The following is a 25,354-nucleotide window of genomic DNA, read 5'->3' on the forward strand; positions in this document are numbered from 1 at the left end:
TACGCCCGAAGTTGCATACCTTCAAGGCTTTGGATCTTTTCACGGTTTCAATGAAGCGCTGAAATGATCTAGTAGTGGAGATCCTTCCCGCCCTCGCCGCCGATCCAATCCGGAAGCCCGCATGAAACAGGACGTCTCCCCGAAAACCGCGCACCAGGTTCATGCGAAGGGCGCCGAGAAGCTGAAGGCGCACCTGGCGATGATGACCTTCGCCGTCCTGATCGCCGGCTCCTTTTCCTTCGGCGGCCTTGCCACCCAACATATGGGCGCCGGGCCACTGACGCTCTGGCGCTATCTGTTGACCGTCGTCGTCCTTGGCCTGCTCACCTTCGGCTATGCACGCGTTCCCTTTCGCTTTCCCAAGCAAGCGTGGCGCTTCGTGATCCTCGGCGGGCTGATCGCCGTCTACATGCTGACGATGTTCAAGGCGCTGGAGTTCACCAGCCCTGTTTCGACAGGCGCGGTCTTCACGCTGATGCCGCTCTTGAGCGCCGGCTTCGCGTTTGTGTTGCTCGGTCAGCATACACGCCCTGGCGTGCTCGCCGGGCTCATCATCGCTGCCCTTGGCGCCGTCTGGGTGATCTTTCGCGCCGATGTCGGCGCGATCCTTGCCTTCGACGTCGGCCAGGGCGAATTGATCTTCTTCGTCGGCGTCGTCTGCCACGCGGTCTATGTGCCGCTGATCCGCAAGTTCGGCCGAGAGGAAAGTCCATTCGCCTTCGGCTTCTGGGTGGCTGTCTTCACCGTGCCCTGGCTGCTGGTACCGGGCGCGGCCGGTCTCGTCACCGCCGATTTCGCCAGCCTGCCACCGGTCGTCTGGCTCGCCGTCCTCTATCTGGCCGTTGTGACCACGGCCATCACCTTCCTGCTCCTGCAATACGCCTCGATGCGGCTACCCGCATCGAAAGTGCTCGGCTACGGCTATCTGACGCCGAGCTTCATCATCCTGCTCGAAGGTCTGCTCGGTCATGGCTGGACCAGCCTGCCGGTGCTTGCCGGCGCGCTGACCACGGCCTGCGGCCTGCTGTTGATGGCGCTGCTGCCAGATTGAAAGGCGGCTCAAGCCGCCGGCTGCTCGCTCACCTGCAGTCCGTCGACGAAGAGCCGTTCCAGGAAGCGTGCCGCATCCTCAAAGCGCCCGTCCCCGGCGTTTCCCTGGCCGAGCACGGCGCGCACCTGCACGTCGAAGTCGGCGTAGTGCTGGGTGGTGGACCAGATCGCGAAGATCAGGTGATAGGGATCGCATTTGGCGATCTTGCCGGCCTTGGCCCAGGCCCGGATTACCTCGGCCTTCTCGTCGACCAGCGACTTCAAGGGCCCCTTGAGCTCGTCCTCGATATGCGGCGCGCCCTGCAGCACCTCGTTGGCGAAGAGCCGGCTTTCGCGCGGATAGTCACGGGCCATTTCCAGCTTGCGCCGAATATAGCTGCGGATTTCGGCGACCGGGTTCCCCTCGGCGTTGAATTCTCGCAAGGGGTCGAGCCAGGTGTCGAGCACCCGGTCGATCAGCGCCCGGTGCATCGCTTCCTTGGTGCGGAAATAATAGAGCAAATTGGGTTTCGACATGCCCGCCACTTCGGCGATCTGATCGACCGTCGAGCCGCGGAAACCGTTGGCGGAGAAGACTTCGAGCGCGGCCTCGAGAATGCGCTCTTCCTTCTCCCCTTGTATGCGGGTCCGCCTCTGGGTCCTGGCCGCTCTCGGTAATACCATACGTCCCCCTGGCCATGCCTGCGCAGCTCGTCGCGCAGGAACCGGCTGCCCAATTTCCGGCCCCGCCATCTTATTGGGCAACAACTTCGTTTTTTTGTTTTTCCGGCTTGAGTGCCGCAACGGAAGTTGTAATGTTTACCAACCGGTCAAATTATCAGCCAGTTCACCGCCAAAGGCAACGGCTGATCGAAGGGCACCAGAAAAAACCAAGCCTGGATTTGACCACGGGAACATGAGGGCGCGCCGATCCAGGCAAAGCCCTGAAAAGATGAGGAGACCGCCGTGGCTGCACCTGGCGAGAACATGCGCGTCAATGCCGACCGCCTGTGGGATTCACTTATGGAAATGGCCAAGATCGGCCCTGGTGTCGCGGGCGGCAACAACCGCCAGACGCTGACCGACGAGGACGCCGAAGGGCGCCGGCTGTTCCAGTCCTGGTGCGAAAAGGCCGGCCTCACCATGGGCGTCGACACCATGGGCAATATGTTCTTCACAAGGCCCGGCACCGACCCGGATGCGCTGCCCGTCTATATCGGCTCGCATCTCGATACCCAGCCGACCGGCGGCAAGTATGACGGCGTGCTCGGCGTGCTCTCGGGCCTCGAGGTCGTTCGCTCGATGAACGATCTCGGCATCAAGACCAAGCATCCTGTCGTCGTCACCAACTGGACCAACGAGGAAGGCGCGCGCTTCGCGCCGGCCATGCTCGCATCGGGCGTCTTTGCCGGCGTGCACAGTCAGGATTTCGCCTATGGCCGCAAGGATCCCGAAGGAAAGACCTTTGGCGACGAACTGAAACGCATCGGCTGGGTCGGCGACGAGGAAGTCGGCGCCCGCAAGATGCACGCCTATTTCGAGTACCATATCGAGCAGGGCCCGATCCTCGAAGCCGAGGGCAAGGACATCGGCGTCGTCACCCACTGTCAGGGCCTGTGGTGGCTGGAGTTCACGCTGACCGGCCGCGAAGCCCATACGGGCTCGACCCCGATGAACATGCGCGTTAACGCCGGCCTTGCCATGGCCCGCATTCTGGAAATGGTCCAGGGCGTCGCGATGGAAAACCAGCCGGGCGCCGTCGGCGGCGTCGGCCAGGTGTTCTTCTCACCCAATTCCCGCAATGTGCTGCCGGGCAAGGTGGTCTTCACCGTCGACATCCGCTCGCCGGACAAGGCCAAGCTCGACCGCATGCGGGCAAAGATCGAGGCCGAGGCACCGAAGATCACTGACGCGCTTGGCGTCGGCTGTTCCATCGAGGCGATCGGCCATTTCGAGCCGGTCACCTTCGATCCAAAGCTCGTCAGCGCCGTGCGTAACGCCGCCGAGCATCTCGGCTACAGCCACATGAACCTCATCTCGGGCGCCGGGCATGATGCCTGCTGGGCCGCCAAGGTGGCGCCGACGACGATGATCATGTGCCCCTGCGTCGGTGGCCTCAGCCACAACGAGGCGGAGGACATCTCCAGGGAGTGGGCCAGCGCCGGCGCCGACGTCCTCTTCCACGCCGTCGTCGAAACGGCCGAAATCGTCGAATGAGTTTGCGGGCGGGACGAAAGTTCCGCCCTTTTTCGTGGCGGTTGCCTGGCCGCCGGAAGCGCAATCGCGAGGAACAATCATGAGCACTGTCATCAAGGGTGGAACCATCGTCACGGCCGACCTGACCTACAAGGCGGACGTCAAGATCGAGGGCGGAAAGATCGTCGAGATCGGCCCGAACCTGTCGGGCGACGAAACGCTCGATGCGAGCGGCTGTTACATCATGCCCGGCGGCATCGACCCGCATACGCATCTCGAAATGCCCTTCATGGGCACCTATTCCTCCGACGATTTCGAGAGCGGCACGCGCGCAGCCCTTGCCGGCGGCACGACGATGGTGGTCGACTTTGCACTGCCCTCGCCCAACCAGTCGCTGCTCGAAGCGCTCACGATGTGGGACAACAAGTCCACCCGCGCCAACTGCGACTATTCCTTCCACATGGCGATCACCTGGTGGAGCGAGCAGGTCTTCAACGAGATGGAGACCATCGTCAAGGACAAGGGCATCAACACCTTCAAGCACTTCATGGCCTACAAGGGCGCCCTGATGGTGGATGACGACGAGATGTTCTCGTCCTTCCAGCGCTGCGCAGCACTAGGTGCGCTGCCCTTGGTGCACGCCGAAAACGGCGACGTCGTCGCCCAGCTCCAGGCAAAGCTGCTCGCCGATGGCAACAACGGGCCGGAGGCGCACGCCTATTCGCGTCCGGCCGAAGTAGAGGGCGAAGCGACCAACCGCGCGATCATGATCGCCGACATGGCCGGATGCCCCGTCTACATCGTGCACACCTCCTGCGAGCAGGCGCATGAAGCGATCCGCCGCGCCCGCTCCAAGGGCATGCGCGTGTTCGGCGAACCGCTGATCCAGCATCTGACGCTGGATGAAACCGAATATTTCAACAAGGACTGGGACCATGCAGCCCGCCGCGTGATGTCGCCCCCCTTCCGCAACAAGCTGCATCAGGACAGTCTCTGGGCAGGCCTTGCCTCGGGCTCGCTGCAGGTAGTGGCGACCGACCACTGCGCTTTCACGTCCGAGCAGAAGCGCTTCGGCGTTGGCGATTTCACCAAGATCCCGAACGGCACCGGTGGCCTCGAAGACCGCATGCCGATGCTGTGGACCCATGGTGTCAACACCGGCCGCATCACCATGAACGAGTTCGTGGCGGTCACCTCGACCAACATCGCCAAGATCCTCAACATCTACCCGAAGAAGGGCGCAATCCTTGTCGGCGCCGATGCCGACCTCGTCGTCTGGGATCCGAAGCGCACCAAGACGATCTCCGCCAAGAGCCAGCAGTCGGCGATCGACTACAACGTCTTCGAAGGCAAGGAGGTAAAGGGCCTGCCGCGCTTTACCCTTACCCGTGGCGTCGTCGCGATCGAGGAAGGCACGGTCAAGACCCGCGAGGGCCACGGCGAATTCGTCCGCCGCGATCCCTTCCCAGCGGTCAGCTCAGCCCTTTCCACCTGGAAAGAAGTCACCGCCCCCCGCGCCGTCCAGCGCACTGGCATTCCGGCCACGGGCGTCTGAGGCCTCATGTTTCGCGGCTTGCACGTCTTCGCGCCGCTCTGTCCCACCGGACATGCCCCGCCACCTTGGCGGGGCGCTTCGGCCTGGGAGCCGTCAGCCGGGCACGAACTGATCGAGCTCGGGCAGCAGCACGAGGCTTTCGCGCTGGTTCGGGTCCGTGCGCGCGATGACAGCCGAACAGGGCGCGTTCGAGCGGTTCTCCGGCAGATGCGGCATGCCTGCGGGGATGTAGACCATGTCGCCGGCCCGCGCGATGACGTGCTCCTCAAGCCTCTCGCCAAACCAGGTCCAGGCCTCACCCGAAAGCACGTAGATCGCCGTCTCGTGGCTCTCATGCAGATGCGCCTTGGCGCGCGCACCGGGCGGGATCGTGACGATGTGCATGCAGAGCCCGGTTGCCCCGACGGTCTCCGCCGCAATGCCCTCGAAATAGTTGAGCCCCTGCTGGCCGGCCACGGCGCCTTCAGGACGAACCACGCGACAGCCCGGATTGGATGATCGAGACATGAGCGTTCTCCAGAATTCCCTGAAAAACCAGCAACAAACGGCTTCGCACCCAAATCCGCGATTGCATGTTGCCGGTCCGGATAGCAGTCTGACACAGACCAGCCAGAATGAGTATTCGCCGATGACGTCCAATACCGCATCCGTGGTTTCGGCCCGGGACCTCTGCCTGACTTTCGAAACCGCCGATGGCCCGGTGCATGCACTGACCGGCGTCAACCTGGATGTCGCCAAGGGTGACTTCGTTTCCTTCATCGGTCCGTCCGGCTGCGGCAAGACCACCTTCTTGCGCGTGATCGCCGATCTGGAAAAAGCGACCTCCGGCACGATCAGCGTCAACGGCATGACGCCTGAGCAGGCGCGCAACAAGCGCGCCTATGGCTACGTCTTCCAGGCCGCAGCGCTCTATCCCTGGCGCACCATCGAAAACAACATCGCTCTGCCGCTTGAGATCATGGGCTATTCGAAGGAAGAGAAGAAGGCCCGCATCGAGCGCACGCTCGACCTCGTCAACCTCTCCGGCTTCGGCAAGAAATATCCGTGGCAGCTCTCCGGTGGTATGCAGCAGCGCGCCTCCATCGCCCGCGCACTGGCGTTTGATGCCGACCTGCTTCTGATGGACGAGCCCTTCGGCGCGCTCGACGAGATCGTTCGCGACCACCTCAACGAACAGCTCTTGAAGCTCTGGGCCCGCACCAACAAGACGATCTGCTTCGTCACCCATTCGATCCCTGAAGCTGTCTACCTCTCCACCAAGATCGTGGTGATGAGCCCCCGCCCCGGCCGCGTCACCGATGTGATCGAATCGCCGCTGCCGCGCGAACGGCCGCTCGGCATTCGCGAAACGCCCGAGTTCCTCGAAATCGCCCATCGCGTCCGCGAAGGCCTGCGCGCGGGACACAGCTATGACGAATAGCATCGGCATCCGCCGGGCCGAACAGACCGACATGGCCGCCTGCGCCGGCATTCTCAACCGCTGGATCGACGCGACGGCCTGGATGCCGCGGGTGCACGAGCATGCCGATGTCGAACGCTATTATGCCGAGACCGTCTTTGCCGAACGCATCGTGCTCTTGGCAGAGGACGACGGCGAGATCGCCGGCTTCCTTTCCCTCTCTGACGACCACCACGTCACCGCGCTTTACATCGATGAGTGGCATCGTGGCGCAGGCATTGGCGCCCGGCTGATCGACACGGCCAAGGCGATGTCACCGGATGAATTGAGCCTATGGACCTTCGAACACAATCGTGATGCCCAGCGCTTCTACGAGCACCAGGGCTTCGAGGCTGTGCGGCGGACCGACGGCGACAACGAGGAGCAACTGCCGGATATCCTCTATCGTTGGCGCGGCAGAGAGGTGCGGGCATGAACCTTGCCTTCGGCCTCTGGATGCTCTTGGCGACGACTATCTTCCTTGGCGGCGCCACCGCCTCGCGCGCCTATGTCTCCAACAACCACCTCGGCATGCTCTTGCTCGCACTCGGGCTGTACGTGATCGGCAACATCATCATGGTGAAGCTCATGCGCGAGGGCGGCCTCGGCCTGGCAATTTCGCTGTCGGCGATCGTGCAGCTCGTTATGGTCAATGTCATCGCCTTCACCGTGTTCGGCGAACGATTGAGCCTCACGCAGGCCGCCGGCGTGCTTCTCGGCATCGTCGCAATGGGCCTGATGTTGTTCCCCGCAAGCGGAAAGGCGTGACAATGCAGGAGCCAAGTTTCTTCAGGGACAAGTTGGTGCCGGTCGGCACCGTCGTCCTGCTGCTGATCGCCATCTGGTATGTCGCGGTCGTCTTCCTCAACGCCCCCTTCGAGCGTGATACGGCAGCCCGCGCCGGCACCGAGATCAGCTTCTCTGAGATCGTGCGCAACACCATGGCGCAGGAACGTCCGGTACTGCCGGCACCGCACCAGGTGATCGCCGAGATCTGGGACACCACCTTCAACAAGGCAATCACCTCCAAGCGCAGCCTCGTCTACCACGCCTGGATCACGCTCTCGGCAACCCTGCTCGGCTTCGGCATCGGCGCCGCCCTCGGCATCCTCCTGGCAGTCGGCATCGTGCACAACCGCGCCATGGACCGCTCGCTGATGCCCTGGGTCATCGCCAGCCAGACGATCCCGATCCTCGCGATTGCGCCGATGATCATCGTCGTCTTGAACGCCATCGGCATTTCCGGACTTTTGCCGAAGGCACTGATCTCGACCTATCTCTCCTTCTTCCCGGTCGTCGTCGGCATGGTGAAGGGCCTGCGCAGCCCGGAGACGATCCAGCTCGACCTGATGCACACCTACAATGCCTCCCCGTCGCAGACCTTCTGGAAGCTGCGCTGGCCGTCGTCGATGCCCTACCTCTTCACCTCGCTGAAGGTTGCCGTCGCCATCTCGCTGGTCGGCGCCATCGTCGGCGAATTGCCGACCGGTGCGGTCGCAGGTCTTGGTGCCCGGCTGCTGGCCGGCTCCTACTATGGCCAGACGGTGCAGATCTGGGCCGCTCTCTTCATGGCGGCAGCCCTTGCGGCCGTTCTCGTCATGATCGTCGGCTTTGCCCACACCGCCGTCCTGAAGCGCATGGGAGCCAAGCCATGAACCTTCCCGTCCTTGCCGCCGCGATCATCTTCTGGCTCGCCGCCTGGGCCTTCAACGAATGGCTGGTGCGCCAGAACTTCCAGAGCGCGGCCGCAAACAGCGCCGCCCGCTTCGCCGTGCCGGTAATCTTCGGCATCACTATCCTGGTTCTCTGGGAAGGCATCGTCCGCGGCTTCCAGGTCCCCTCCGTGCTTTTGCCGGCACCCTCGATGATCTGGCAAAAGCTGATCAATTCGCTGCCGACGCTTGGGGCCGATTTCCGCCAGACCTTCCTGAAGGCAGTGTTGATCGGCTATGCGCTCGGCTGCGGCCTCGGCTTCGCCGTTGCGATCCTGATCGACCGTTCGCCCTTCCTGCAGAAAGGCCTTCTGCCACTCGGCAATTTCGTCTCGGCCCTTCCCGTCATCGGAGTAGCCCCGATCATGGTCATGTGGTTCGGCTTCGACTGGCAGTCGAAGGTCGCCGTCGTCGTCATCATGACCTTCTTCCCGATGCTGGTGAACACGGTTGCCGGCCTTGCCGCCGCCAGCCACATGGAACGCGACCTGATGCGCACCTACGCCGCCTCCTGGTGGCAGACGCTGGTCAAATTACGCCTGCCGGCCGCCTGGCCGTTCATCTTCACCGCGCTCAAGATCAATTCGACGCTGGCGCTGATCGGCGCCATCGTCGCCGAGTTCTTCGGGACCCCCATCGTCGGCATGGGGTTCCGGATTTCCACGGAAGTGGGACGCATGAATGTCGACATGGTCTGGGCCGAGATCGCCGTTGCGGCGGTCGCCGGTTCCGCCTTCTACGGCGTGGTCGCACTCATCGAGCGCGCCGTCACCTTCTGGCATCCCTCCATTCGCGGAGGGCGCGCCTGAGCCTGTTTGAAGAACTTAAATAAAACGAAGTAAAAACAAGAGGGAACTGACATGAACAAAAGACTTGCATCGCTTCTCGCCGCAGGCGTCTTTTCGCTCGCAGCGTTCCAGGCTGAAGCTGCCGAAAAGGTGACGCTGCAGCTGAAGTGGGTGACCCAGGCGCAGTTTGCCGGCTACTACGTCGCCAAGGACAAGGGCTTCTACGAAGAAGAAGGCCTCGACGTCGACATCAAGCCCGGCGGTCCGGACATCGCCCCGGCCCAGGTGATCGCCGGCGGCGGCGCCGACGTTATCGTCGACTGGATGCCGTCGGCCCTTGCCACCCGCGAAAAGGGCGTGCCGCTCGTCAACATTGCCCAGCCGTTCAAGAAATCCGGCATGATGCTGACCTGCCTGAAGGAAACCGGCGTCACCAGCCCGGACAAGTTCAAGGGTCAGACGCTTGGCGTGTGGTTCTTCGGCAACGAGTATCCGTTCCTCTCCTGGATGGCGCACCTGAAGATCCCGACCGACGGCGGCCCGAACGGCGTGACCGTCCTGAAGCAGGGCTTCAACGTGGACCCGCTGATCCAGAAGCAGGCCGCCTGCATCTCCACCATGACCTATAACGAGTACTGGCAGGTCATCGATGCCGGCATCAAGACGGACGACCTGGTGACCTTCAAGTATGAAGACCAGGGCGTGGCGACGCTCGAAGACGGCCTGTACGTACTTGAGGACAAATTCAAGGATCCCGCCTTCAAGGACAAGATGGTCAAGTTCGTCCGCGCCTCGATGAAGGGCTGGAAATATGCCGAGCAGAACCCGGATGAGGCCGCCGATATCGTTCTTGAAAACGATTCCACCGGCGCCCAGACGGAGAAGCACCAGAAGCGCATGATGAGCGAAGTGGCAAAGCTCACCGCCGGCTCCAACGGCTCGCTCGACGAAGCAGACTACAAACGCACCGTGCAGTCGCTGCTTTCGGGTGGTTCCGATCCCGTGATTTCCAAGGAGCCCGAGGGCGCCTGGACACATGAGATCACCGACGCCGCGCTGAAATAGGCCTGTCTCCGCAACGCAAAAGAGGGTCGCACGGCTCAGTATCGTGCGGCCCTCTTCCGTTTTCTCAGCGGTCGTTCGCATCCGCCAAGCTGCTGCCGGGTACCGGGCGTGGGGGTGGTAATCCGGCGAACAACGGCGCTACCTTTGCTTGCCATTGTCAAGATCGTGTCAAGATCGCAACCATAACCGCAGAACGAACGGAATATTGAGGCACCATCGCTTCGTGCACCCTTGTAAGCGTCGAAGGCCGAGATTACATAGGCCACGATGTTTGTTGGAGGCAGGCATGATGGAGGACGTCTTTTTTCCAATGCCTTGCCTGCGGTAACCGGTCCCAGTTCCGCCCGCGTCTACGGTCTGATACCGTGCACGCGGAGCGCGAAGTGAGGAATACGCCATCTCCTGTTCCCGAGCGCTTTGCCGGGACCTTGTGGCGGTGCGGTAAAATAGCCTGATTGCCCGTGGATCCTGCATCAAGCGGAGATCCGCTCGATATTGTTTCCATTGCCGGGACTGTGAAGCCGATGGCTCAAAAACTATTGCCTGTCCTCAGCGTGTGCGCTGCGATGACCCTTGGTTCGCTTTCCTTCGCCCGGGCGGAGGAAGCAGCGCAACCGAAACCAGCACCGAGCTTGCCCTCCATCGTCGTGACGACGGCGGTCGACCAGTCGATCAGCGACCGGGTGGTTGCGACCGGCACCATCCAGGCCGTCGAGCAGGTCTATGTCGCCCCGATGGTCGACGGCCTCTCCATCCGCACGCTCAATGTCGATGTCGGCGACACGGTTGAAGCCGGCAGTGTTCTCGTGGTCCTCAACGACGACGCGCTTCGCCTGCAAAAGAGCGAACTCGAAGCCTCGCTTGCCAAGGCCGAAGCCGGGCTTGCCCAGTTGAACGCACAGCTCAGCGAAACCAAAGCCAACAACGACGAGGCCAAACGCGTCAGCGACCGTGCAGCCGAACTCTCCAAGAACGGCACCGTCTCGACGGCCGAGGCCGATCGCGTCCGAGCGCTCGCGATCGCGACGCATGCCCGTGTGCTTTCGGCTGAACAGGCCGTTGCCGTGGCCAGTGCTGACATCAAGGTCGCCGAAGCGCAAATCGACGACATCGACCTGCGCCTCGCCCGCACCGAGGTCAAGGCGCCGGTCGCCGGCGTCATCTCCGCCAAGAACGCCAAAGTCGGCGCGATCGCCACCGGTAACAGCGACCCGCTCTTCGCCATGATCCGCGACGGTGCCATCGAGATGAAAGCCGATGTCGCCGAAGCCGATATCATCAAGCTCGCCGTCGGCCAGCCGGCCGTCGTGACGCTTGCCGGCGGCAACACCAAGGTCGAGGGCAAGATCCGCCTGATCGCTCCGACGGTTGATCCCGTCAGCCGCCTCGGCACCGTCTTCATTAGCCTGATGGACACCGAGAAGGCACGCGCCGGCATGTATGCGAGCGCGCTGATCACCGCCGAACAGAAGCAGACGGTGGTCCTGCCGCAAACGGCCGTTACCAATGAGAACGGCCGCACCATCGTCCGCAAGGTCGAAAACGGCGTCATCCGCATCCTGCCGGTCAAGACAGGGATTTCCGACGGCAAGTTTATCGAAGTCCTCGAGGGCCTGAAGGCCGGGGAGGAAGTGGTAGCGAGAGCCGGCGCCTATGTCCGCGACGGTGACCGCATCAACCCCGTCAAGTCCGCCGCATCAGCGACCAACTGACAGGAACCGTGACCATGAACTTCTCAGCCTGGTCCATACGCAATCCGATCGCTCCGATCCTCTTCTTCGTCGTCCTGATGGTGCTGGGCTACCAGTCCTTCGTGTCGTTGCCGATCACCCGCTTCCCCAATATCGACGTCCCGATCGTCTCGATCAACGTGACGCAGAGCGGCGCCTCTCCGGCCGAGCTCGAAACCCAGGTCACCAAGGAAGTCGAGGACGCGGTCGCAAGCGTCACCGGCGTCGATCATATCCAGTCGACGATCAACGACGGTACCTCGACCACCGCCGTCATTTTCCGCATGGAAGTGCCTACGGCCCAGGCGGTGCAGGACGTCAAGGACGCGATCGACCGTATCCGCAGCGACCTGCCGACCTCGATCGAAGAACCGATCGTCTCCAAGGTCGACGTCGAGGGCCAGGCGATCCAGACCTTCTCCGTGTCCGCGCCGGGCATGTCGCTCGAAGAACTCTCCTGGTTCGTCGACGACGTCATCAAGCGTGAGATCCAGGGCAAGAAGGGCATCGGCCGCGTCGACCGTTACGGCGGCGCCGACCGCGAAGTCCGGGTCGAACTCAACGAAGACAAGCTGAATTCGCTCGGCATCACCGCCGCCGACGTCAACGGCCAGCTGCGCCGCATGAACATGGACCTCGGCTCCGGCCGTGGTCAGGTCGGCGGCAGCGAGCAGGCGATCCGTACGCTGGGCGATACCCGCAATGTCGAGCAGCTCGCCAACACGATGATCTCGGTGCCGAGCGGCCGCTTCGTGCGCCTGTCCGATCTCGGCACGGTCACCGATACCTATGAGGAACCGCGTTCCTTCTCGCGCTTCAACGGCAACCCCGGCGTGACCTTCGCGGTCTTCCGCGCGAAGGGCGCCTCGGAAGTCAGCGTCGCCGAGACGGTCGCAAAGTCGCTCGAAAAGATCCGCGCGGCGAACCCCGACGTCACCATCGAGATGGTCGACGATTCCGTCTACTTCACCTACGGCAACTACGAGGCGGCGCTGCACACGCTGATGGAAGGCGCGCTGCTCGCCGTCATCGTCGTCATGCTCTTCCTGCGCAACTGGCGGGCAACGCTGATTTCCGCCGTGGCCCTGCCGCTGTCGGCGATCCCGACCTTTTGGGTCATGGACCTGCTCGGCTTCTCGCTGAACCTCGTCAGCTTCCTGGCGATGACGCTCGCAACCGGTATTCTCGTCGACGATGCGATCGTCGAGATCGAGAACATCGAGCGGCACATCCATATGGGCAAATCGCCCTATCGCGCCTCGATCGAAGCGGCGGACGAAATCGGCCTTGCCGTTATCGCGACGACCTTCACCATCATCGCGGTCTTCGTGCCCGTATCCTTCATGCCGGGCATTCCTGGCCAATACTTCATCCAGTTCGGTCTGACGGTCGCCGTCGCGGTGTTCTTCTCGCTGCTCGTCGCGCGTCTGATCACGCCTGTGATGGCCGCCTATCTGATGCGCCCGTCGGACGCCGGCAGTGATCATCATGACCGGGACGGCTTCATGATGCGCAACTATACGCGCCTCGTGGTCGCCACGACGAAGCACTGGTACACCCGCTACCTGACGCTGCTTGCGGCCATCGTCTTCTCGGTCGGGTCTGTCTTCGCGCTCGTCCTCTTCGTGCCCGGCAGCTTCCTGCCGCCGGAAGACGCCTCGCGCGTCAGCCTGTCGATCGAGCTGCCGCCGGACGCCATGCTCGAGGACACGGACCGCACCACCACCGAGATCTACGATCGGATCAAGGATATCGAAGGCGTCGACAACATCTTCGTACTCGGCGGTGCCTCGCCGAAGGGCGACCTGGAACTGCGCCGCGCGACGGTGACGGTGCTTCTGAAGAAGCTCGACCAGTCGCTCGTCAACAAGATCGTCAATGATGTCATCGGCCGCACGCCGCTGATCGGCGCGTACCTGCCGAAGATGCCGCCTGCCGGCCGCATCATCCCGCAGTCGCAGATCGAGAAGGAAATCTTCGCTCGCGTCCGTGACATTCCGGATGTGCGGGTGATCAAGCTCAACGACCGCGGTGAGCGCGACCTCTCCTTCAACCTGCTCTCCAACAACGAGGCCGATCTCGACCAGGCTGTGGCGACGCTGGAAGGCAAGTTGAGGAGCGACTCGTTGCTGGCCAATGTCAGCCCGGATGGCGCCCTTCCCCGTCCGGAACTGCAGATCCGTCCGCGGGACGAGCAGATGTCGCGCCTCGGCATCACCACCGCGCAGATCTCCGAGGTGATCCGTGTCGCCACCATCGGCGATATCGACGCGGCGCTGACCAAGATCGCTCTCGACGGGCGGCTGATCCCGATCCGCGTGCAGATCAACCGCGACTTCCGCACGGATATCGCCGCGATCCGCAATCTGAAGATCACGACCGCCGCCGGCGCCACCGTGCCGCTGTCGAGCGTTGCCGACATCAACTATTCGGAAGGCCCGAGCTCGATCAAGCGCTACGATCGCAACCGCGTCGTATCGCTCGGCGCGGATCTCCCGGTCGGTGTTGCGCTCAACACCGCCTCGGAGCGCTTCAAGCAGATCGCCGGCCAGGCCGATCTGCCGAAGTCCGTGCAGTTCCTCGAAAGCGGCGACGCCGAGGTGCAGGCGGAAATGCAGCAGAGCTTCGGCAACGCCATGCTGCTCGGCCTGATGCTGGTGCTGGTGGTGCTGATCCTCTTGTTCAAGGACGTGATCCAGCCCTTCACGATCCTGTTCTCGCTGCCGCTCGCAATCGGCGGCGTGGCGGCCGCGCTGATCCTGACGCAGAACGCGCTATCCATGCCGGTTCTGATCGGCATCCTGATGCTGATGGGTATCGTCACGAAGAACGCCATCCTGCTCGTCGACTTCGGTATCGAGATGATGCATCACGGCATGGACCGGCAGGTCGCCATGATCGAGGCCGGCCGCAAGCGCGCCCGCCCGATCATCATGACCTCGATCGCCATGTCGGCGGGCATGTTGCCCTCCGCGCTCGGCGTCGGCGAAGGCGGCTCGTTCCGCGCCCCGATGGCGATCGCCGTGATCGGCGGCATCATCGTCTCGACGGTGTTGAGCCTCGTGATCGTGCCGTCGTTCTTCCTGATCATGGACGACCTCTCGCGACTGCTCGCCCGCATCTTCGGCCGCTTCGTCGGCAAGAAGGACGAGGAAAACCTGCCGCTCGACCGCGAGGCCCTCACCGATCTGGTGCATGAGCAAGGCAAGACGATCGAAGGCCTGGAAGACCGGCTGAAGACGCTGGAAACGGACCCGACCAAGGGACGGTCCGGCGGCAAGGTCATCAACCACCCAGCGCTCGCTGCCGAGTAGGTCACCGCCGAAGGGGCCTCCACCCGGGGCGGCCACAATTCTAAAGCAAGCCCGCGCCCTGCAAGCGCGGGCTTTTTATGATTTCTATTTGATCGAGGTCAAACCAAGATCTGCAAAGCCCTCTACCCTAGCACTGGATTTTACTCAGGACGGGTACGATGAAGACGTTGCGATTGAACTCGAACGACAGGGCGGTGCTGCTCGGCTCCTGCTTTTTCGAAAAGCTGCCGGCGGCGGCGTCGAGCGCCATTCTCGATGATGTCGTGGTTTCCACACACGAGGAGCACGACATCCTCTTTGGCCAGGGCGAGGCACTGGATCAAGTCTTCTTGGTCCTCTCCGGTCTGGTGCGGCTCTACCGGCTGGGCAAGGACGGGCGCGAGGCGGATATCGCTGTCTTCCCGAAAGGCGAGCTGTTCGGCGAAAGCGCCATGTTCCTTGGCAACCGCGCCACCGCCAACGCCCAGGCGATCGAGACGACGATGCTTGCGCGCATCGACAGCCGCAGGCTTCGCAAGCTGGCCGAACAGACGCCCGAGATCGCCGACGCACTGATGCAGCTTTTGTGCCGGCACGCGCAAATGGCGGAGGATTGCCTGGCCGAAGACCGGCTGCTCACGGCACCGCAGCGGGTCGCGAGCTATATCCTCGGCAATTGCCCCGATGGCATCACCAACTTTTCCTTCCGCCTGCCCTTCCAGAAGAATGTGCTGGCCGGCAAGTTGGGCCTGGCGCCCGAGGCACTGTCTCGCGCCTTCTCGGCCCTTCGCCGCTCCGGCGTCACCGTCAAGGGCCGCGTCATCGAGATCCACGACCGGCAGGCGCTGGAGCGCTTCTGACGCGCTGACGAAGGTTCAGGCGCCAGGAGCAACAAAAACGGACGGCGTCAGAGGCCGCCATGCAGCGTCAGGAAATCGACGATCCGGTTGATGCCTTCGCCGCGCTTCATGTCGGTAAAGACGAAGGGCTTTTCCGCCCGCATGCGCGTCGCATCCCGCTGCATCACGTCGAGATCGGCCCCGACATAGGGCGCCAGATCCTTCTTGTTGATGACCAGAAGGTCCGATTTGGTGATGCCCGGCCCGCCCTTGCGCGGGATTTCCTCGCCCTGGCAGACCGAGATGACATAGATCGTCAGGTCAGCGAGATCAGGCGAAAAGGTCGCCGCAAGATTGTCACCTCCGGATTCGATGAAGACGACATCGAGATCGGGGATGCGGCGGTTGAGATCAGCGATCGCCTGCAGATTGATCGTGGCGTCCTCGCGGATCGCCGTATGCGGGCAGCCACCGGTCTCCACCCCGACGATGCGATCGGACGGTAGCGCCTGCATGCGCACCAACGCCTCGGCATCTTCCTTGGTGTAGATATCGTTGGTGACGACGCCGACGGAGTACTTCTCCCGCATCGCCTTGCAAAGCTTGTCGGTCAGCGCCGTCTTGCCCGAGCCCACCGGCCCGCCGATGCCGACGCGAAGGGGACCGTTCTTCGATGCCATCTGGATGTCCTTTCAAGGTGGAAGCAATTCCAGGGAAGCGTGAGACAGTTTCCGTCCGAAATTGCACAGTTCTATGAGTTACGAACGGAAGAGCCGCGAATGCAGGCTCTCGTGTCTGAGCGACGAAATATCCGCTGTCATCGTGGCCGAGCCGAGATCGTCGAGCGAGGCGCCGGCGGCCTTGACGGCTGTCGCCGCGATGACCGGTTCGAGTGCTGCAATGATGCCGACGCCATCGCGCTGGCCGGTCACGCCGCAACGGATCGCCACCGAGACGGCGTTCGAGACCGAGGCGTTGAGATAGGCGGCAAGCGCCGGCTCGAGGCCCGTTTCATGAGCGCCGGCGACGGCACCGACTGCGACCGGATAGGCGACACTCTCAGGCAGCGCATCGAGAACCGGATGCGGCCACGAGCGCGCCGCTGCCAGAAACGCCTGGCCCTGCAGCATCGTTTCCATATGGCGCTCGCGGCCTCCCGCCAGGGCTTCGGCAAGCTCTGCCGCCGCAGCCAGCCGGGCATGGTCGTTCACGGCGCGATAGCTCTCGGCCAGAAGCAGCGCATCGTTCCAGCCGTAGCCCAGAGAGATGACCGCCTCCAGCCAGTTGCGAAGCTCGCCGGCGTCGCTCACCAGACGGTCGTGAACCGCCTGCTCAAGCCCGCTGGAATAGGAAAACGCGCCGACCGGAAAGGCCGGCGACATCCATGTCACGAGGCGAAGCAGCGCTTGCGTGTCGACCCGCTCAGCCATGGTGGTGATGATTATGGCCATGATTGTGGCTGCCGGCATGGTAGGCGCCGCGCAGCGGATGGAAAGGCAGCGAAACCTCGTTCACCGCCGCGCCCAGACCTTCGAGCATCTGGCGGATCACCGGATCGCGGGCAATCAGGATGCGGCTCTCTTCGAACTGTGCCGGCAGGTGGCGATTGCCGAGATGCCAGGCAAGCTCGATCAGATGCATCGCGTCGCGCGGGCGGATCTCGTAGAGCGCCTCGGGCGCGGCAGCGATGCGGATATGGCCGCCGCCTTCGAGCACCAGGAGGTCGCCATCGGCAAGCATAACCGCTTCCTTGAGATCCAGCATCACCACATCGTCGTTTTCGAGATGCAGCAACTTGCGGCGCAGATGCCGCGCGTCGTGCGTCAATGTCACGCTATGAAGCGGCGCAATATCGGCCGGCCCCGGCGAGAGAACCTCTGTCGAACGATAGGGCATCGTCAGAGAACCTCGACCTTTTCCGGCGTCACGAGCTCGAGGCGCGCCTCGACGAGCAGGTCGGCCATCGCCGCCTGAAAGGCCTTCAGATGTGGTTCCTCGAAATGCGCGTCGACGGCTGCCTTGTCCTTCCAGGTTTCGACAAAAACCAGCGCGTCGGGCTCGGCTGGCTTGCGGTAGAGATCATAGGTGATGCAGCCGGCCTCGCGCCGGGTGGCCTCGATCAGCGGTGCTGCGAGCGACACTACCTCATCCCCCTTGCCGGGGTGTGCGGTCAGGTAGGCGATAATGTAAACCATTGAACCCTCGATATCTTTTCTGGCGGTTACTTTAGCAAGAAAAAGCCCTGGCGCCAGCGGCGGGTGCGGCTTTTCAGGCGCTTGCGGCGGCTGTACCGCGCAAGAAAAAGCCCGAAGACCTGATCCGATCTTCGGGCTCTTTCCAATCAGGAACGATAGGTCGCTGCCATCAGGCGGCAAGCTTCTGGGACTTCAGCGTCTCCAGAATGTTCTGCGGCGAGGAAACGCCATAGGGGTCGCTATCGCAGTTGTCGGAATAGCCCTCTTCCTCGAACCACTGCTCGACAACGCCGTTGTTGACGACGGCAGCGTAGCGCCAGGAGCGCATGCCGAAGCCGAGATTGTCCTTGGCGACGAGCATGCCCATCTTGCGGGTGAACTCACCCGAACCGTCCGGGATCAGCTTGACGTTTTCGAGGCTCTGGGACTTGCCCCAGGCGTTCATGACGAAAGCGTCGTTGACCGAGATGCAGTAGATTTCGTCAACGCCCTCAGCGCGGAAATCGGCCGTCAGCTTTTCGAAATCGGGCAGCTGGAAGGTCGAGCAAGTCGGCGTAAACGCGCCCGGCAGCGAGAACAGCACGACGCGCTTGCCTGCGAAGTAATCGTCGGAGGACACGTCCTCCCAGCGGAACGGGTTCGAGCCGCCAACGGCCTCGTCGCGAACGCGGGTGCGGAACGTTACAGCGGGTACTTTTCTGCCAAGCATCGTCATCTCCTTTGGACCACGATGATTTGGATCGGTTCGACCAAAATCATGAACGTGATCGTCTCTTGTAAGTTAGAGCGGGATACATGCGGAGAACCGCAAACCGCTCTGGCGCAGCTCTCGGTCGGCAGGTCTTGGGAGGATTGCTGGCAACCGAGGAAGGTCAGCCGTCTTCCTATCGGATATTGCGCTGCGACGCAGCACGAAAGGCCCCAATTCACATGCGAGCATGGCAGCCATGCGGTGGCCGCATGGCTGCCGCATGCCAATCATTGCTCAATTGTGGAGCCGCAGCGACAGCCCGAGGCTTGGCGGGACCGGGTTCCACAGGCCCGTTCGCAAGCCCGCCTCACGCAACGCCCGCGCCGTCCATGTGTTGCAGCCGAAAAGCGCGTTGAAGCTGCCTCCGGCCTCGAAGAAGCGGTCGTTGCCATTGTAGGAAAAACCCTCGATCGAAACGACAGCTCCGGCCTCGCGGGTGAAGCTTTCGGCAATAAAGCCGAGCAGCCGATCGTATCCCGCTTCGTCCAGCTCGAAGCCGGTGACGGCAGCCTGCGGCTCGACGATCCGACCGGCGATATCCACATGCATCACCGACCGATCGACGGTCAGCGCCTTGAACACGGGCCCGGGCTTCAACTCGGACCAGGTCGGCGTTTCCAGATAGAAGGACCGCCCGCCCCAGCCAAAGATCAGCCATTCAGCCTGCGGATGCGCAAGCGGCACGCCGGCCGCCTCGACAAAGCCGAACCGCGCTCGAATCTCGTCCGTCAGGGGTATGGCGATGTCCGTGTGGATCGGGCCGGAAAGCAGAAGGATGCGCGTGCCCCCTGCTCCCGCAGGGGAGGCGGAAACCGGCAGGAGTGGCCGCGGCAGCAAGGTTCCGGCAACGATCGCAAGTATCGCCGCCAGTAGGCCGAAGAAAGCCCATTTCAGGCCACGCTTCATTCCCTGTCCCTGCTTGTTCAGAACAGGAAATAGCGCTGTGCCATCGGCACGACCGTCGCCGGCTCGCAGGTCAGAAGCTCACCGTCGGCGCGCACCTCATAGGTCTCCGGATCGACCTCGATATGCGGCAGCAGGTTGTTGTGGATCATCGATGCCTTGCCGATGCCGCCACGGGTGTTGCGGACCGCCACAAGCTGCTTGGCAACGCCAAGCTTGGCGGCAAGGCCGGCGTCGAGCGAGGCCTGCGACACGAAGGTTACAGACGAACTCGTGCGGTTCTTGCCGTAGGCGGCAAACATCGGCCGGTAGTGCACCGGCTGCGGCGTCGGGATGGAGGCATTCGGATCGCCCATCGGCGCCATCGCGATCGAGCCGCCGAGCAGCACGAAGTCGGGCTTCACACCGAAGAAGGCTGGGTTCCAGAGGACGAGATCGGCGCGCTTGCCGACCTCGATGGAGCCGATCTCATGGCTGAGGCCGTGGGCGATCGCCGGATTGATCGTGTATTTGGCGATATAGCGCTTCACCCGGAAATTGTCGTTGTCGCCGGTTTCCTGCGGCAGCGGCCCGCGCTGACGCTTCATCTTGTCGGCAGTCTGCCAGGTGCGGATCGCCACTTCGCCGACGCGGCCCATGGCCTGGCTGTCAGACGAAATGATCGAGAAGGCGCCGATATCATGCAGGATGTCCTCGGCGGCGATCGTCTCCTTGCGGATGCGGCTCTCGGCAAAGGCGATGTCCTCAGGGATCGACGGCGACAGGTGATGGCAGACCATCAGCATGTCCAGATGCTCGGCAAGCGTATTCTTGGTGTAGGGCCGCGTCGGGTTGGTCGAGGACGGAATGACGTTCGGCTGGCCGCAGATCTTGATGATGTCGGGCGCGTGGCCGCCGCCGGCCCCTTCCGTGTGGAAGGCATGGATGGTGCGGCCCTTGATCGCCGCGATCGTATCCTCGACGAAGCCGCTCTCGTTCAAGGTGTCCGTATGGATCATCACCTGCACGTCGTATTCGTCGGCGACACCGAGGCAGCAATCGATCGCCGCCGGCGTCGAGCCCCAGTCCTCATGTAGCTTCAGCGAGGTGGCGCCGGCGAGCACCATTTCCACCAGCGCGCCCGGTCGCGACGCATTGCCCTTGCCGGCAAAGGCGATGTTCATCGGGAAGCCATCGGCCGCCTCGATCATGCGGGCGAGATGCCAGGGACCGGAGGTACAGGTGGTGGCGAGCGTGCCATGCCCCGGCCCGGCGCCGCCACCAAGCATGGTCGTAAGCCCGCTCACCAGCGCTTCCTCGATCTGTTGCGGGCAGATGTAATGAATGTGGCTGTCCATGCCGCCCGCGGTGATGATCTTGCCTTCGCCCGCGATGACCTCCGTGCCGGGACCGACGATGACGGTGACGCCCGGTTGCGTGTCCGGGTTGCCGGCCTTGCCGATGCCGGCGATGCGTCCGTCCTTGAGGCCGATATCCGCTTTGACGATGCCCCAGTGATCGACGATCAGCGCATTGGTGATGACGGTGTCGACGGCACCCTCGGCACCTGTCGCCTGGCTCTGCCCCATGCCGTCGCGAATGACCTTGCCGCCACCGAACTTCACCTCCTCGCCATAGGTGGTGAAGTCCTTCTCCACCTCGACGAAAAGTTCGGTATCAGCGAGCCGCACCTTGTCGCCAACTGTCGGGCCGAACATGTTGGCATAGGCCGCGCGCGACATCTTGTAGGGCATGGTTCAGGCTCCTTGGGACGAAATAGAAACGGAATGGAGGCGGCGAAGACGGCCGCTGGCTGCAAGCGCATCGACATGGCGGCGCTCGGCGGCGAAGGGATGCCATTCCCAGCCGACATGGCCGAAGCCGGCAAGAACGACCTCGTCGTCGGGTGTCGCAAGATGCGCGAGCACATCGGCAATGACGATCATCCCGCTCGATGGAACGACATAAGGGGCCGGCGAAAAGCCGGCGAGATCCTGCTCCACCTGGTCGTGCACATCGACCGGGACGACGCGAAAGCCGCGGTTGGTCGAACGGGCGAAGCTCTCGAAACCGACAGTGTAATCGTCGCAGAAATCGTCGAGGTCCGGATGCGTTTCCGCAAGCCCGGCGCGCATGGCGGCAAACTTCGCGCCGGAGCGAACGCACCATATCTCCCGCGCCTGGCGCACGGCGGCATTCGTCTTCCAGCGACCACCGCCGAGCATGGAAATCCCCGGGCGTCCGGTATTGCAGACCGCGACGATATCGGTCCTGTGGCCACCGGAGCCGACAGAGCGGCAATCGTTGAAGCGTACGACCAGATCGGCGGCATCGATCGTTGCGCCGGCGCCGTCAGGCACCTCGCCATTGCCCACGATCATGATGACGCGGCGAGCCTGCAACGGTCAGTTCCCTTGAGCTTCGAGAAATTCGTTGAGTTCGGCGGTACGCTTCTGCGTGAGCTGGGCAAGGCAGCCTGAAACCAGCATCGGCTCCGCCTGGCCGCCACGGGCCTGGAAACCGGCCAGCTCGCATTGTCCGTCACGATAGCCGATCCAGGCGCGCTGCGCCGTCTTCAGCGCCTCGACCGCGCCGATATCGGCGCCTTGCAGCTCCTTGTCGACATTCTGCGCCGCCGTCATCGCCTGCCTGTAGACCGCATTCAGTTCCGCGTCAGCCGACTCGTATTCCCGGTAGGCGCAGTCATTCAGATCCGGCTGAGCCATCGCATTCGCGCAATCCACGTCTGGCTCATCCTCGGCGAGCGCCGGGGTGGCAAGCACCAGAAGCAAACCAAGAACCGGCAGCACTCTCATAGCTTGCCCATCACCTGCTGGCGGAAGCCATAGACCTCGCGCTTGCCGGAAAGCGGTATCAGCGTCACCTGGCGCGTCTGGCCCGGCTCGAACCGCACGGCCGTGCCGGCGGGGATGTCGAGCCGGCGGCCGTAGGCTGCCTTGCGGTCGAACTTAAGTCCCGCATTAGTTTCAGCGAAGTGATAGTGGCTGCCGACCTGGATCGGGCGGTCGCCGGTGTTGGCAACCTCGATCGTCGTCGTGTCGAGACCGACATTGAGCTCGATCTCTCCGGCCGCAGCAATGATTTCTCCTGGGATCATGGTCTTCTCCTCAAGCCGCCCTCGGCCGGCCGCATGCTTTTATCCCGCGTTCAGGCCTCAGGCACCCTGCGCCAACAAGCCACGTACTCACCTCACGCTTAGCGGATCGGCTCGTGCACGGTGACGAGCTTGGTCCCGTCAGGAAACGTCGCCTCGATCTGGATGTCGTGGATCATCTCGGGGATTCCCTCCATCACCTGATCGCGCGTCAACACCTGGGCGCCCGCCTCCATCAGTTCGGCAACCGAGCGCCCGTCGCGCGCGCCCTCGACGACGAAATCGGTGATCAGCGCGATCGCTTCGGGATGGTTGAGTTTCACGCCGCGCTCCAGGCGCCTGCGGGCGACCATGGCCGCCATCGAAATCAGCAGTTTGTCTTTCTCGCGCGGGGTAAGATTCATGCGTCGCCACCGGTTGTTCGTGAAGCAATTCCCTGGAAATCTGCGAAGCGGTCTTCCGCCAGGAATTACAAAGTTTCAATGCGTTAGATCATTTCACTGTTTCAAATAAAAATGTGAAACGAGCTAGAGAACCCAGACTTTCGGCACAGTCTTCTGCTTGCGCAAGTGCGAAATAACCGGGATGAGGATTTTTCTGAGCGCGAAGCCATCCGGCGCCACGAAGCGGGCAGCCAACTTGTCGCGGCCATGGACCCGAAAATGGCTGATGCCGACGCCCGCTGCGCCATCGACGAGCGACCGAAGACGCGGCAGCAGGGGCTCGCAGTCGGGACCGACATAGAGCAGCGTGGCGAAGGCGGCCCCACCATCGAGCACCGCCTTGCGCTGACTGAGGCGCGCGACCTCTCCTGATAGCGCCAGATTGTCCGCATGCAGCAGCTTGCCCTCGACGCGGATACGCCAGCGATCGCGGAAGAGCCCGGTTTCAACCGCCTCGCCCATCGCCTTGCGACCGAGCAGAACCGCTTCCACCGCGAGAAACGTCGCGTCGGCAGCAAGCTCCACCTCCAGCGAGCGCGATAGCGAGGCACGGTCGAAGAGGATCGTCTCCTGTGGCAACCAGTCGACACGCGCGCCGGCGGCAACCTCGATGCGCGTTTTCATTTCGACGGTATCGGCGCTCGCCTTATAGATCTTCTCGCAGGCCTGCGTCGTCACCGTCACATCGGTTCCAGCCCCCGCCGCGACCTCCCAGACCATGCGGTCGCCGCCGGTGAGGCCGCCGGAGGAATTGATGAGCACTGCCTCCATCGAGGTGTCGAAGGTCTTTGGCAGGCGGATCTTGGCGCAGCCTTCCTGGTAAAGTTCGGCAATGCGGCTGTGGCCGAGCGCCGCCTTGGCGACCAGCCGTCCCTTGCCCCAGGCCCGCTGCGGGGCGATGCGTGCTGCCTTGTCCATGTCAGACCGCTAAGCGGCATCCTTCATTCTCGACGCGGCGCCCCATGGGCGCGACCGCCTTATCTCGGCGCTATCGTCCGCATCGCGTCACGACAAGTCAAGTTATTGTTTTGCAAAGAAAATCGTCAGCATGCCGCATTTCCGTGCAGGCCCTGCGCAGAAAACGGGCAACCGCCTACGCCACGCGATCCGGCGATTCGCGACCGTCGAAAAACGCAGTGATATTGTCGACCACCTTCATGCCCATGGCGACGCGCGTCTCCTCCGTGGCACTGCCGAGATGTGGCAGCAGCACGACATTTTCGAGCCCGCGCAGACGTTCCGGCACGTTCGGCTCCGCCTCGAAGACATCGAGCCCGGCGCCGCGGATGACGCCGTTTTCGAGCGCCGCAATCAGCGCCGGCTCGTCGATCACATCACCCCGCGCCGTGTTGACGAGGTAGGCACCCTTTTTCATCAGCGCCAGCCGTTCGGCGTTGATCAGGTGACGGTTTTCGCCGCCGCCGGGGCAATGGAGCGACACGAAGTCTGCAACCTTCAATACGTCCTCGACCGTGTCGAGTTGACGCGCACCGTAGCGGCTTGCCTCGGCCGGGTCGATGCGCGAGCGATTGTAGAAGACGACATCCATGTCGAAGCCGAAATGACAGCGCTTGGCCATGGCCTTGCCGATGCGGCCGAAGCCGATGATGCCGAGCGTCTTGCCGGTGACCTTGCCGCCGATCATGTGGGTCGGCCGCCATCCACTCCATTCGCCGGCCCGCACCTGCCGCTCGCCCTCGCCTGCCCGCCGAGCGACCGCAAGCAGCAACGTCATGGCGATGTCGGCGGTGCAATCTGTGAGAACGCCGGGCGTATTGGTGACGACGATGCCGGCAGCCTTGGCGGCCGCGACGTCGATGTGATTGTAGCCGACGCCATAGTTGCCGAGGATCTTCGCGCGGAGGCCGCCACCGGCAAAGAGGTCGGCCGGAAGTCGATCAGAAACTGTCGGAAGAACGGCGTCATAGGTCCGGAGTGCTTCAGCCAGTTCTGCAGCCGTCAGAGGCACGTCCCCTTCGTTCAAGGTGACGTCGAAGCGTTCGGCAAGCACCTGCTCCACCGCCGCCGGCCAACGACGGGTGACGAGAATGCGGGGTTTCGAGCTCATGCCTGCCTCCGGATCAGAATCGCTGCGAGATAGTGCACGAAACGGCGCGGCGCGACAGCTATCTCGACAAGCGAAACACCTATCACGAAAAGCAAAAAAGAGGCGCCGTTGCGGGCGCCTCTTCTCGGGCTTCGGACATGTCAGGCCTTGGCGAAGGCGAGCAGGTCGGCGTTGAGCTGGTCCTTGTGGGTGTCGGTGATGCCGTGCGGGGCGCCGGCATAGACCTTGAGCTCCGCATGCGGCACCAGCGTCTTC

General features: G+C 63.0%; 27 protein-coding genes and 1 pseudogene. 12 read left to right on the top strand and 16 right to left on the bottom strand.

The window, feature by feature from the left end; translation table 11 throughout:
• The first annotated feature begins 121 nt into the window (after nt 1-121).
• Nucleotides 122-1,051 carry a DMT family transporter gene (locus tag ASE71_RS19110; protein ID WP_051659304.1) on the top strand — a complete coding sequence of 310 codons (930 nt, stop codon included), beginning with the start codon at nt 122-124 and terminating at the stop codon, nt 1,049-1,051.
• 8 nt (nt 1,052-1,059) lie between these two features.
• On the opposite strand, the gene ASE71_RS19115 is transcribed toward ASE71_RS19110, so the two are convergent.
• The gene (locus tag ASE71_RS19115; RefSeq protein WP_034794116.1) at nt 1,060-1,713 is read right to left on the bottom strand and encodes a TetR family transcriptional regulator C-terminal domain-containing protein; all 654 of its coding nucleotides are present in this window, start codon (nt 1,711-1,713) and stop codon (nt 1,060-1,062) included.
• A gap of 282 nt (nt 1,714-1,995) precedes the next feature.
• Between ASE71_RS19115 and ASE71_RS19120 the strand changes: the two genes are divergently transcribed.
• Both ASE71_RS19120 and hydA read left to right on the top strand, forming a co-directional pair.
• Nucleotides 1,996-3,246 (top strand): Zn-dependent hydrolase, encoded by a 1,251-nt coding sequence (locus ASE71_RS19120; RefSeq protein ID WP_090298213.1) that lies wholly within the window; start codon nt 1,996-1,998, stop codon nt 3,244-3,246.
• 79 nt (nt 3,247-3,325) lie between these two features.
• Nucleotides 3,326-4,780 (top strand): dihydropyrimidinase, encoded by a 1,455-nt coding sequence (gene hydA / locus ASE71_RS19125; protein ID WP_060518915.1) that lies wholly within the window; start codon nt 3,326-3,328, stop codon nt 4,778-4,780.
• 93 nt (nt 4,781-4,873) lie between these two features.
• Here the strand turns inward: hydA and ASE71_RS19130 are convergent, their stop codons facing one another.
• A complete protein-coding gene (locus ASE71_RS19130) occupies nt 4,874-5,287 on the bottom strand; it encodes a cupin domain-containing protein (protein WP_060518917.1) in 414 nt (137 codons plus the stop codon).
• Between the two features lie 121 nt (nt 5,288-5,408).
• Between ASE71_RS19130 and ASE71_RS19135 the strand changes: the two genes are divergently transcribed.
• From ASE71_RS19135 to ASE71_RS19175, 9 genes are all read left to right on the top strand, one after another.
• Nucleotides 5,409-6,200 (top strand): ABC transporter ATP-binding protein, encoded by a 792-nt coding sequence (locus ASE71_RS19135; protein WP_034794266.1) that lies wholly within the window; start codon nt 5,409-5,411, stop codon nt 6,198-6,200.
• Nucleotides 6,190-6,654, top strand: a complete 465-nt coding sequence (locus tag ASE71_RS19140; RefSeq protein ID WP_060518919.1) for a GNAT family N-acetyltransferase — start codon at nt 6,190-6,192, stop codon at nt 6,652-6,654. Before ASE71_RS19135 ends, ASE71_RS19140 begins: the two co-directional genes overlap by 11 nt.
• Nucleotides 6,651-6,986, top strand: coding sequence for a membrane protein (locus ASE71_RS19145; RefSeq protein WP_034794138.1), 336 nt, complete (start codon nt 6,651-6,653; stop codon nt 6,984-6,986). The genes ASE71_RS19140 and ASE71_RS19145 overlap by 4 nt, the downstream gene beginning before the upstream one ends.
• Nucleotides 6,987-6,988: 2 nt before the next feature.
• Nucleotides 6,989-7,873: an ABC transporter permease gene (locus ASE71_RS19150; protein WP_034794141.1), complete on the top strand. Its 885-nt coding sequence runs from the start codon at nt 6,989-6,991 to the stop codon at nt 7,871-7,873.
• Entirely contained in the window at nt 7,870-8,739 is an 870-nt protein-coding gene (locus ASE71_RS19155; protein WP_060518921.1) for an ABC transporter permease, read from the top strand. The genes ASE71_RS19150 and ASE71_RS19155 overlap by 4 nt, the downstream gene beginning before the upstream one ends.
• A gap of 51 nt (nt 8,740-8,790) precedes the next feature.
• A complete protein-coding gene (locus ASE71_RS19160) occupies nt 8,791-9,783 on the top strand; it encodes an ABC transporter substrate-binding protein (RefSeq protein ID WP_060518923.1) in 993 nt (330 codons plus the stop codon).
• 524 nt (nt 9,784-10,307) lie between these two features.
• A complete protein-coding gene (locus ASE71_RS19165; RefSeq protein ID WP_060518978.1) occupies nt 10,308-11,495 on the top strand; it encodes an efflux RND transporter periplasmic adaptor subunit in 1,188 nt (395 codons plus the stop codon).
• Nucleotides 11,496-11,509: 14 nt separating this feature from the next.
• Nucleotides 11,510-14,827: an efflux RND transporter permease subunit gene (locus tag ASE71_RS19170; RefSeq protein ID WP_060518924.1), complete on the top strand. Its 3,318-nt coding sequence runs from the start codon at nt 11,510-11,512 to the stop codon at nt 14,825-14,827.
• 158 nt (nt 14,828-14,985) lie between these two features.
• Complete coding sequence (locus tag ASE71_RS19175; RefSeq protein WP_034794150.1) at nt 14,986-15,666, top strand: Crp/Fnr family transcriptional regulator; 681 nt, start codon at nt 14,986-14,988, stop codon at nt 15,664-15,666.
• A gap of 47 nt (nt 15,667-15,713) precedes the next feature.
• Here the strand turns inward: ASE71_RS19175 and ureG are convergent, their stop codons facing one another.
• The 14 genes and pseudogenes from ureG to ASE71_RS37015 form a co-directional block, all read right to left on the bottom strand.
• A complete protein-coding gene (gene ureG, locus ASE71_RS19180; RefSeq protein ID WP_060518925.1) occupies nt 15,714-16,325 on the bottom strand; it encodes an urease accessory protein UreG in 612 nt (203 codons plus the stop codon).
• Between the two features lie 78 nt (nt 16,326-16,403).
• The gene (locus ASE71_RS19185) at nt 16,404-17,075 is read right to left on the bottom strand and encodes an urease accessory protein UreF (protein WP_060518926.1); all 672 of its coding nucleotides are present in this window, start codon (nt 17,073-17,075) and stop codon (nt 16,404-16,406) included.
• Nucleotides 17,068-17,541, bottom strand: a complete 474-nt coding sequence (ureE, locus tag ASE71_RS19190) for an urease accessory protein UreE (protein ID WP_060518927.1) — start codon at nt 17,539-17,541, stop codon at nt 17,068-17,070. Before ureE ends, ASE71_RS19185 begins: the two co-directional genes overlap by 8 nt.
• A gap of 2 nt (nt 17,542-17,543) precedes the next feature.
• A complete protein-coding gene (locus ASE71_RS19195; protein WP_034794161.1) occupies nt 17,544-17,840 on the bottom strand; it encodes a putative quinol monooxygenase in 297 nt (98 codons plus the stop codon).
• A 169-nt stretch (nt 17,841-18,009) separates the two neighbouring features.
• Nucleotides 18,010-18,549 (bottom strand): peroxiredoxin, encoded by a 540-nt coding sequence (locus ASE71_RS19200; protein ID WP_034794163.1) that lies wholly within the window; start codon nt 18,547-18,549, stop codon nt 18,010-18,012.
• Between the two features lie 276 nt (nt 18,550-18,825).
• Nucleotides 18,826-19,497 (bottom strand): TIGR02117 family protein, encoded by a 672-nt coding sequence (locus ASE71_RS19205; RefSeq protein WP_060518928.1) that lies wholly within the window; start codon nt 19,495-19,497, stop codon nt 18,826-18,828.
• Nucleotides 19,498-19,514: 17 nt separating this feature from the next.
• On the bottom strand, nt 19,515-21,227 hold the full coding sequence (gene ureC, locus ASE71_RS19210; protein ID WP_060518929.1) for an urease subunit alpha: 1,713 nt from the start codon (nt 21,225-21,227) through the stop codon (nt 19,515-19,517).
• Nucleotides 21,228-21,230: 3 nt separating this feature from the next.
• Nucleotides 21,231-21,875: a Urease operon accessory protein gene (locus ASE71_RS19215; protein WP_082566326.1), complete on the bottom strand. Its 645-nt coding sequence runs from the start codon at nt 21,873-21,875 to the stop codon at nt 21,231-21,233.
• 3 nt (nt 21,876-21,878) lie between these two features.
• Complete coding sequence (locus tag ASE71_RS19220) at nt 21,879-22,289, bottom strand: lysozyme inhibitor LprI family protein (RefSeq protein WP_060518932.1); 411 nt, start codon at nt 22,287-22,289, stop codon at nt 21,879-21,881.
• Nucleotides 22,286-22,591 carry an urease subunit beta gene (locus ASE71_RS19225; protein ID WP_060518934.1) on the bottom strand — a complete coding sequence of 102 codons (306 nt, stop codon included), beginning with the start codon at nt 22,589-22,591 and terminating at the stop codon, nt 22,286-22,288. The genes ASE71_RS19220 and ASE71_RS19225 overlap by 4 nt, the downstream gene beginning before the upstream one ends.
• A gap of 98 nt (nt 22,592-22,689) precedes the next feature.
• Nucleotides 22,690-22,992 carry an urease subunit gamma gene (locus ASE71_RS19230; protein WP_034794185.1) on the bottom strand — a complete coding sequence of 101 codons (303 nt, stop codon included), beginning with the start codon at nt 22,990-22,992 and terminating at the stop codon, nt 22,690-22,692.
• Between the two features lie 123 nt (nt 22,993-23,115).
• Nucleotides 23,116-23,949 carry an urease accessory protein UreD gene (locus tag ASE71_RS19235; protein WP_060518936.1) on the bottom strand — a complete coding sequence of 278 codons (834 nt, stop codon included), beginning with the start codon at nt 23,947-23,949 and terminating at the stop codon, nt 23,116-23,118.
• 175 nt (nt 23,950-24,124) lie between these two features.
• Nucleotides 24,125-25,099: a 2-hydroxyacid dehydrogenase gene (locus ASE71_RS19240; RefSeq protein ID WP_060518938.1), complete on the bottom strand. Its 975-nt coding sequence runs from the start codon at nt 25,097-25,099 to the stop codon at nt 24,125-24,127.
• A 140-nt stretch (nt 25,100-25,239) separates the two neighbouring features.
• Nucleotides 25,240-25,354 (bottom strand): annotated as a pseudogene (locus ASE71_RS37015) (alpha/beta hydrolase); the annotation flags it as partial.

The sequence above is a fragment of the Ensifer sp. Root954 genome (genome assembly GCF_001429005.1).
GTDB lineage: Bacteria > Pseudomonadota > Alphaproteobacteria > Rhizobiales > Rhizobiaceae > Ensifer > Ensifer adhaerens.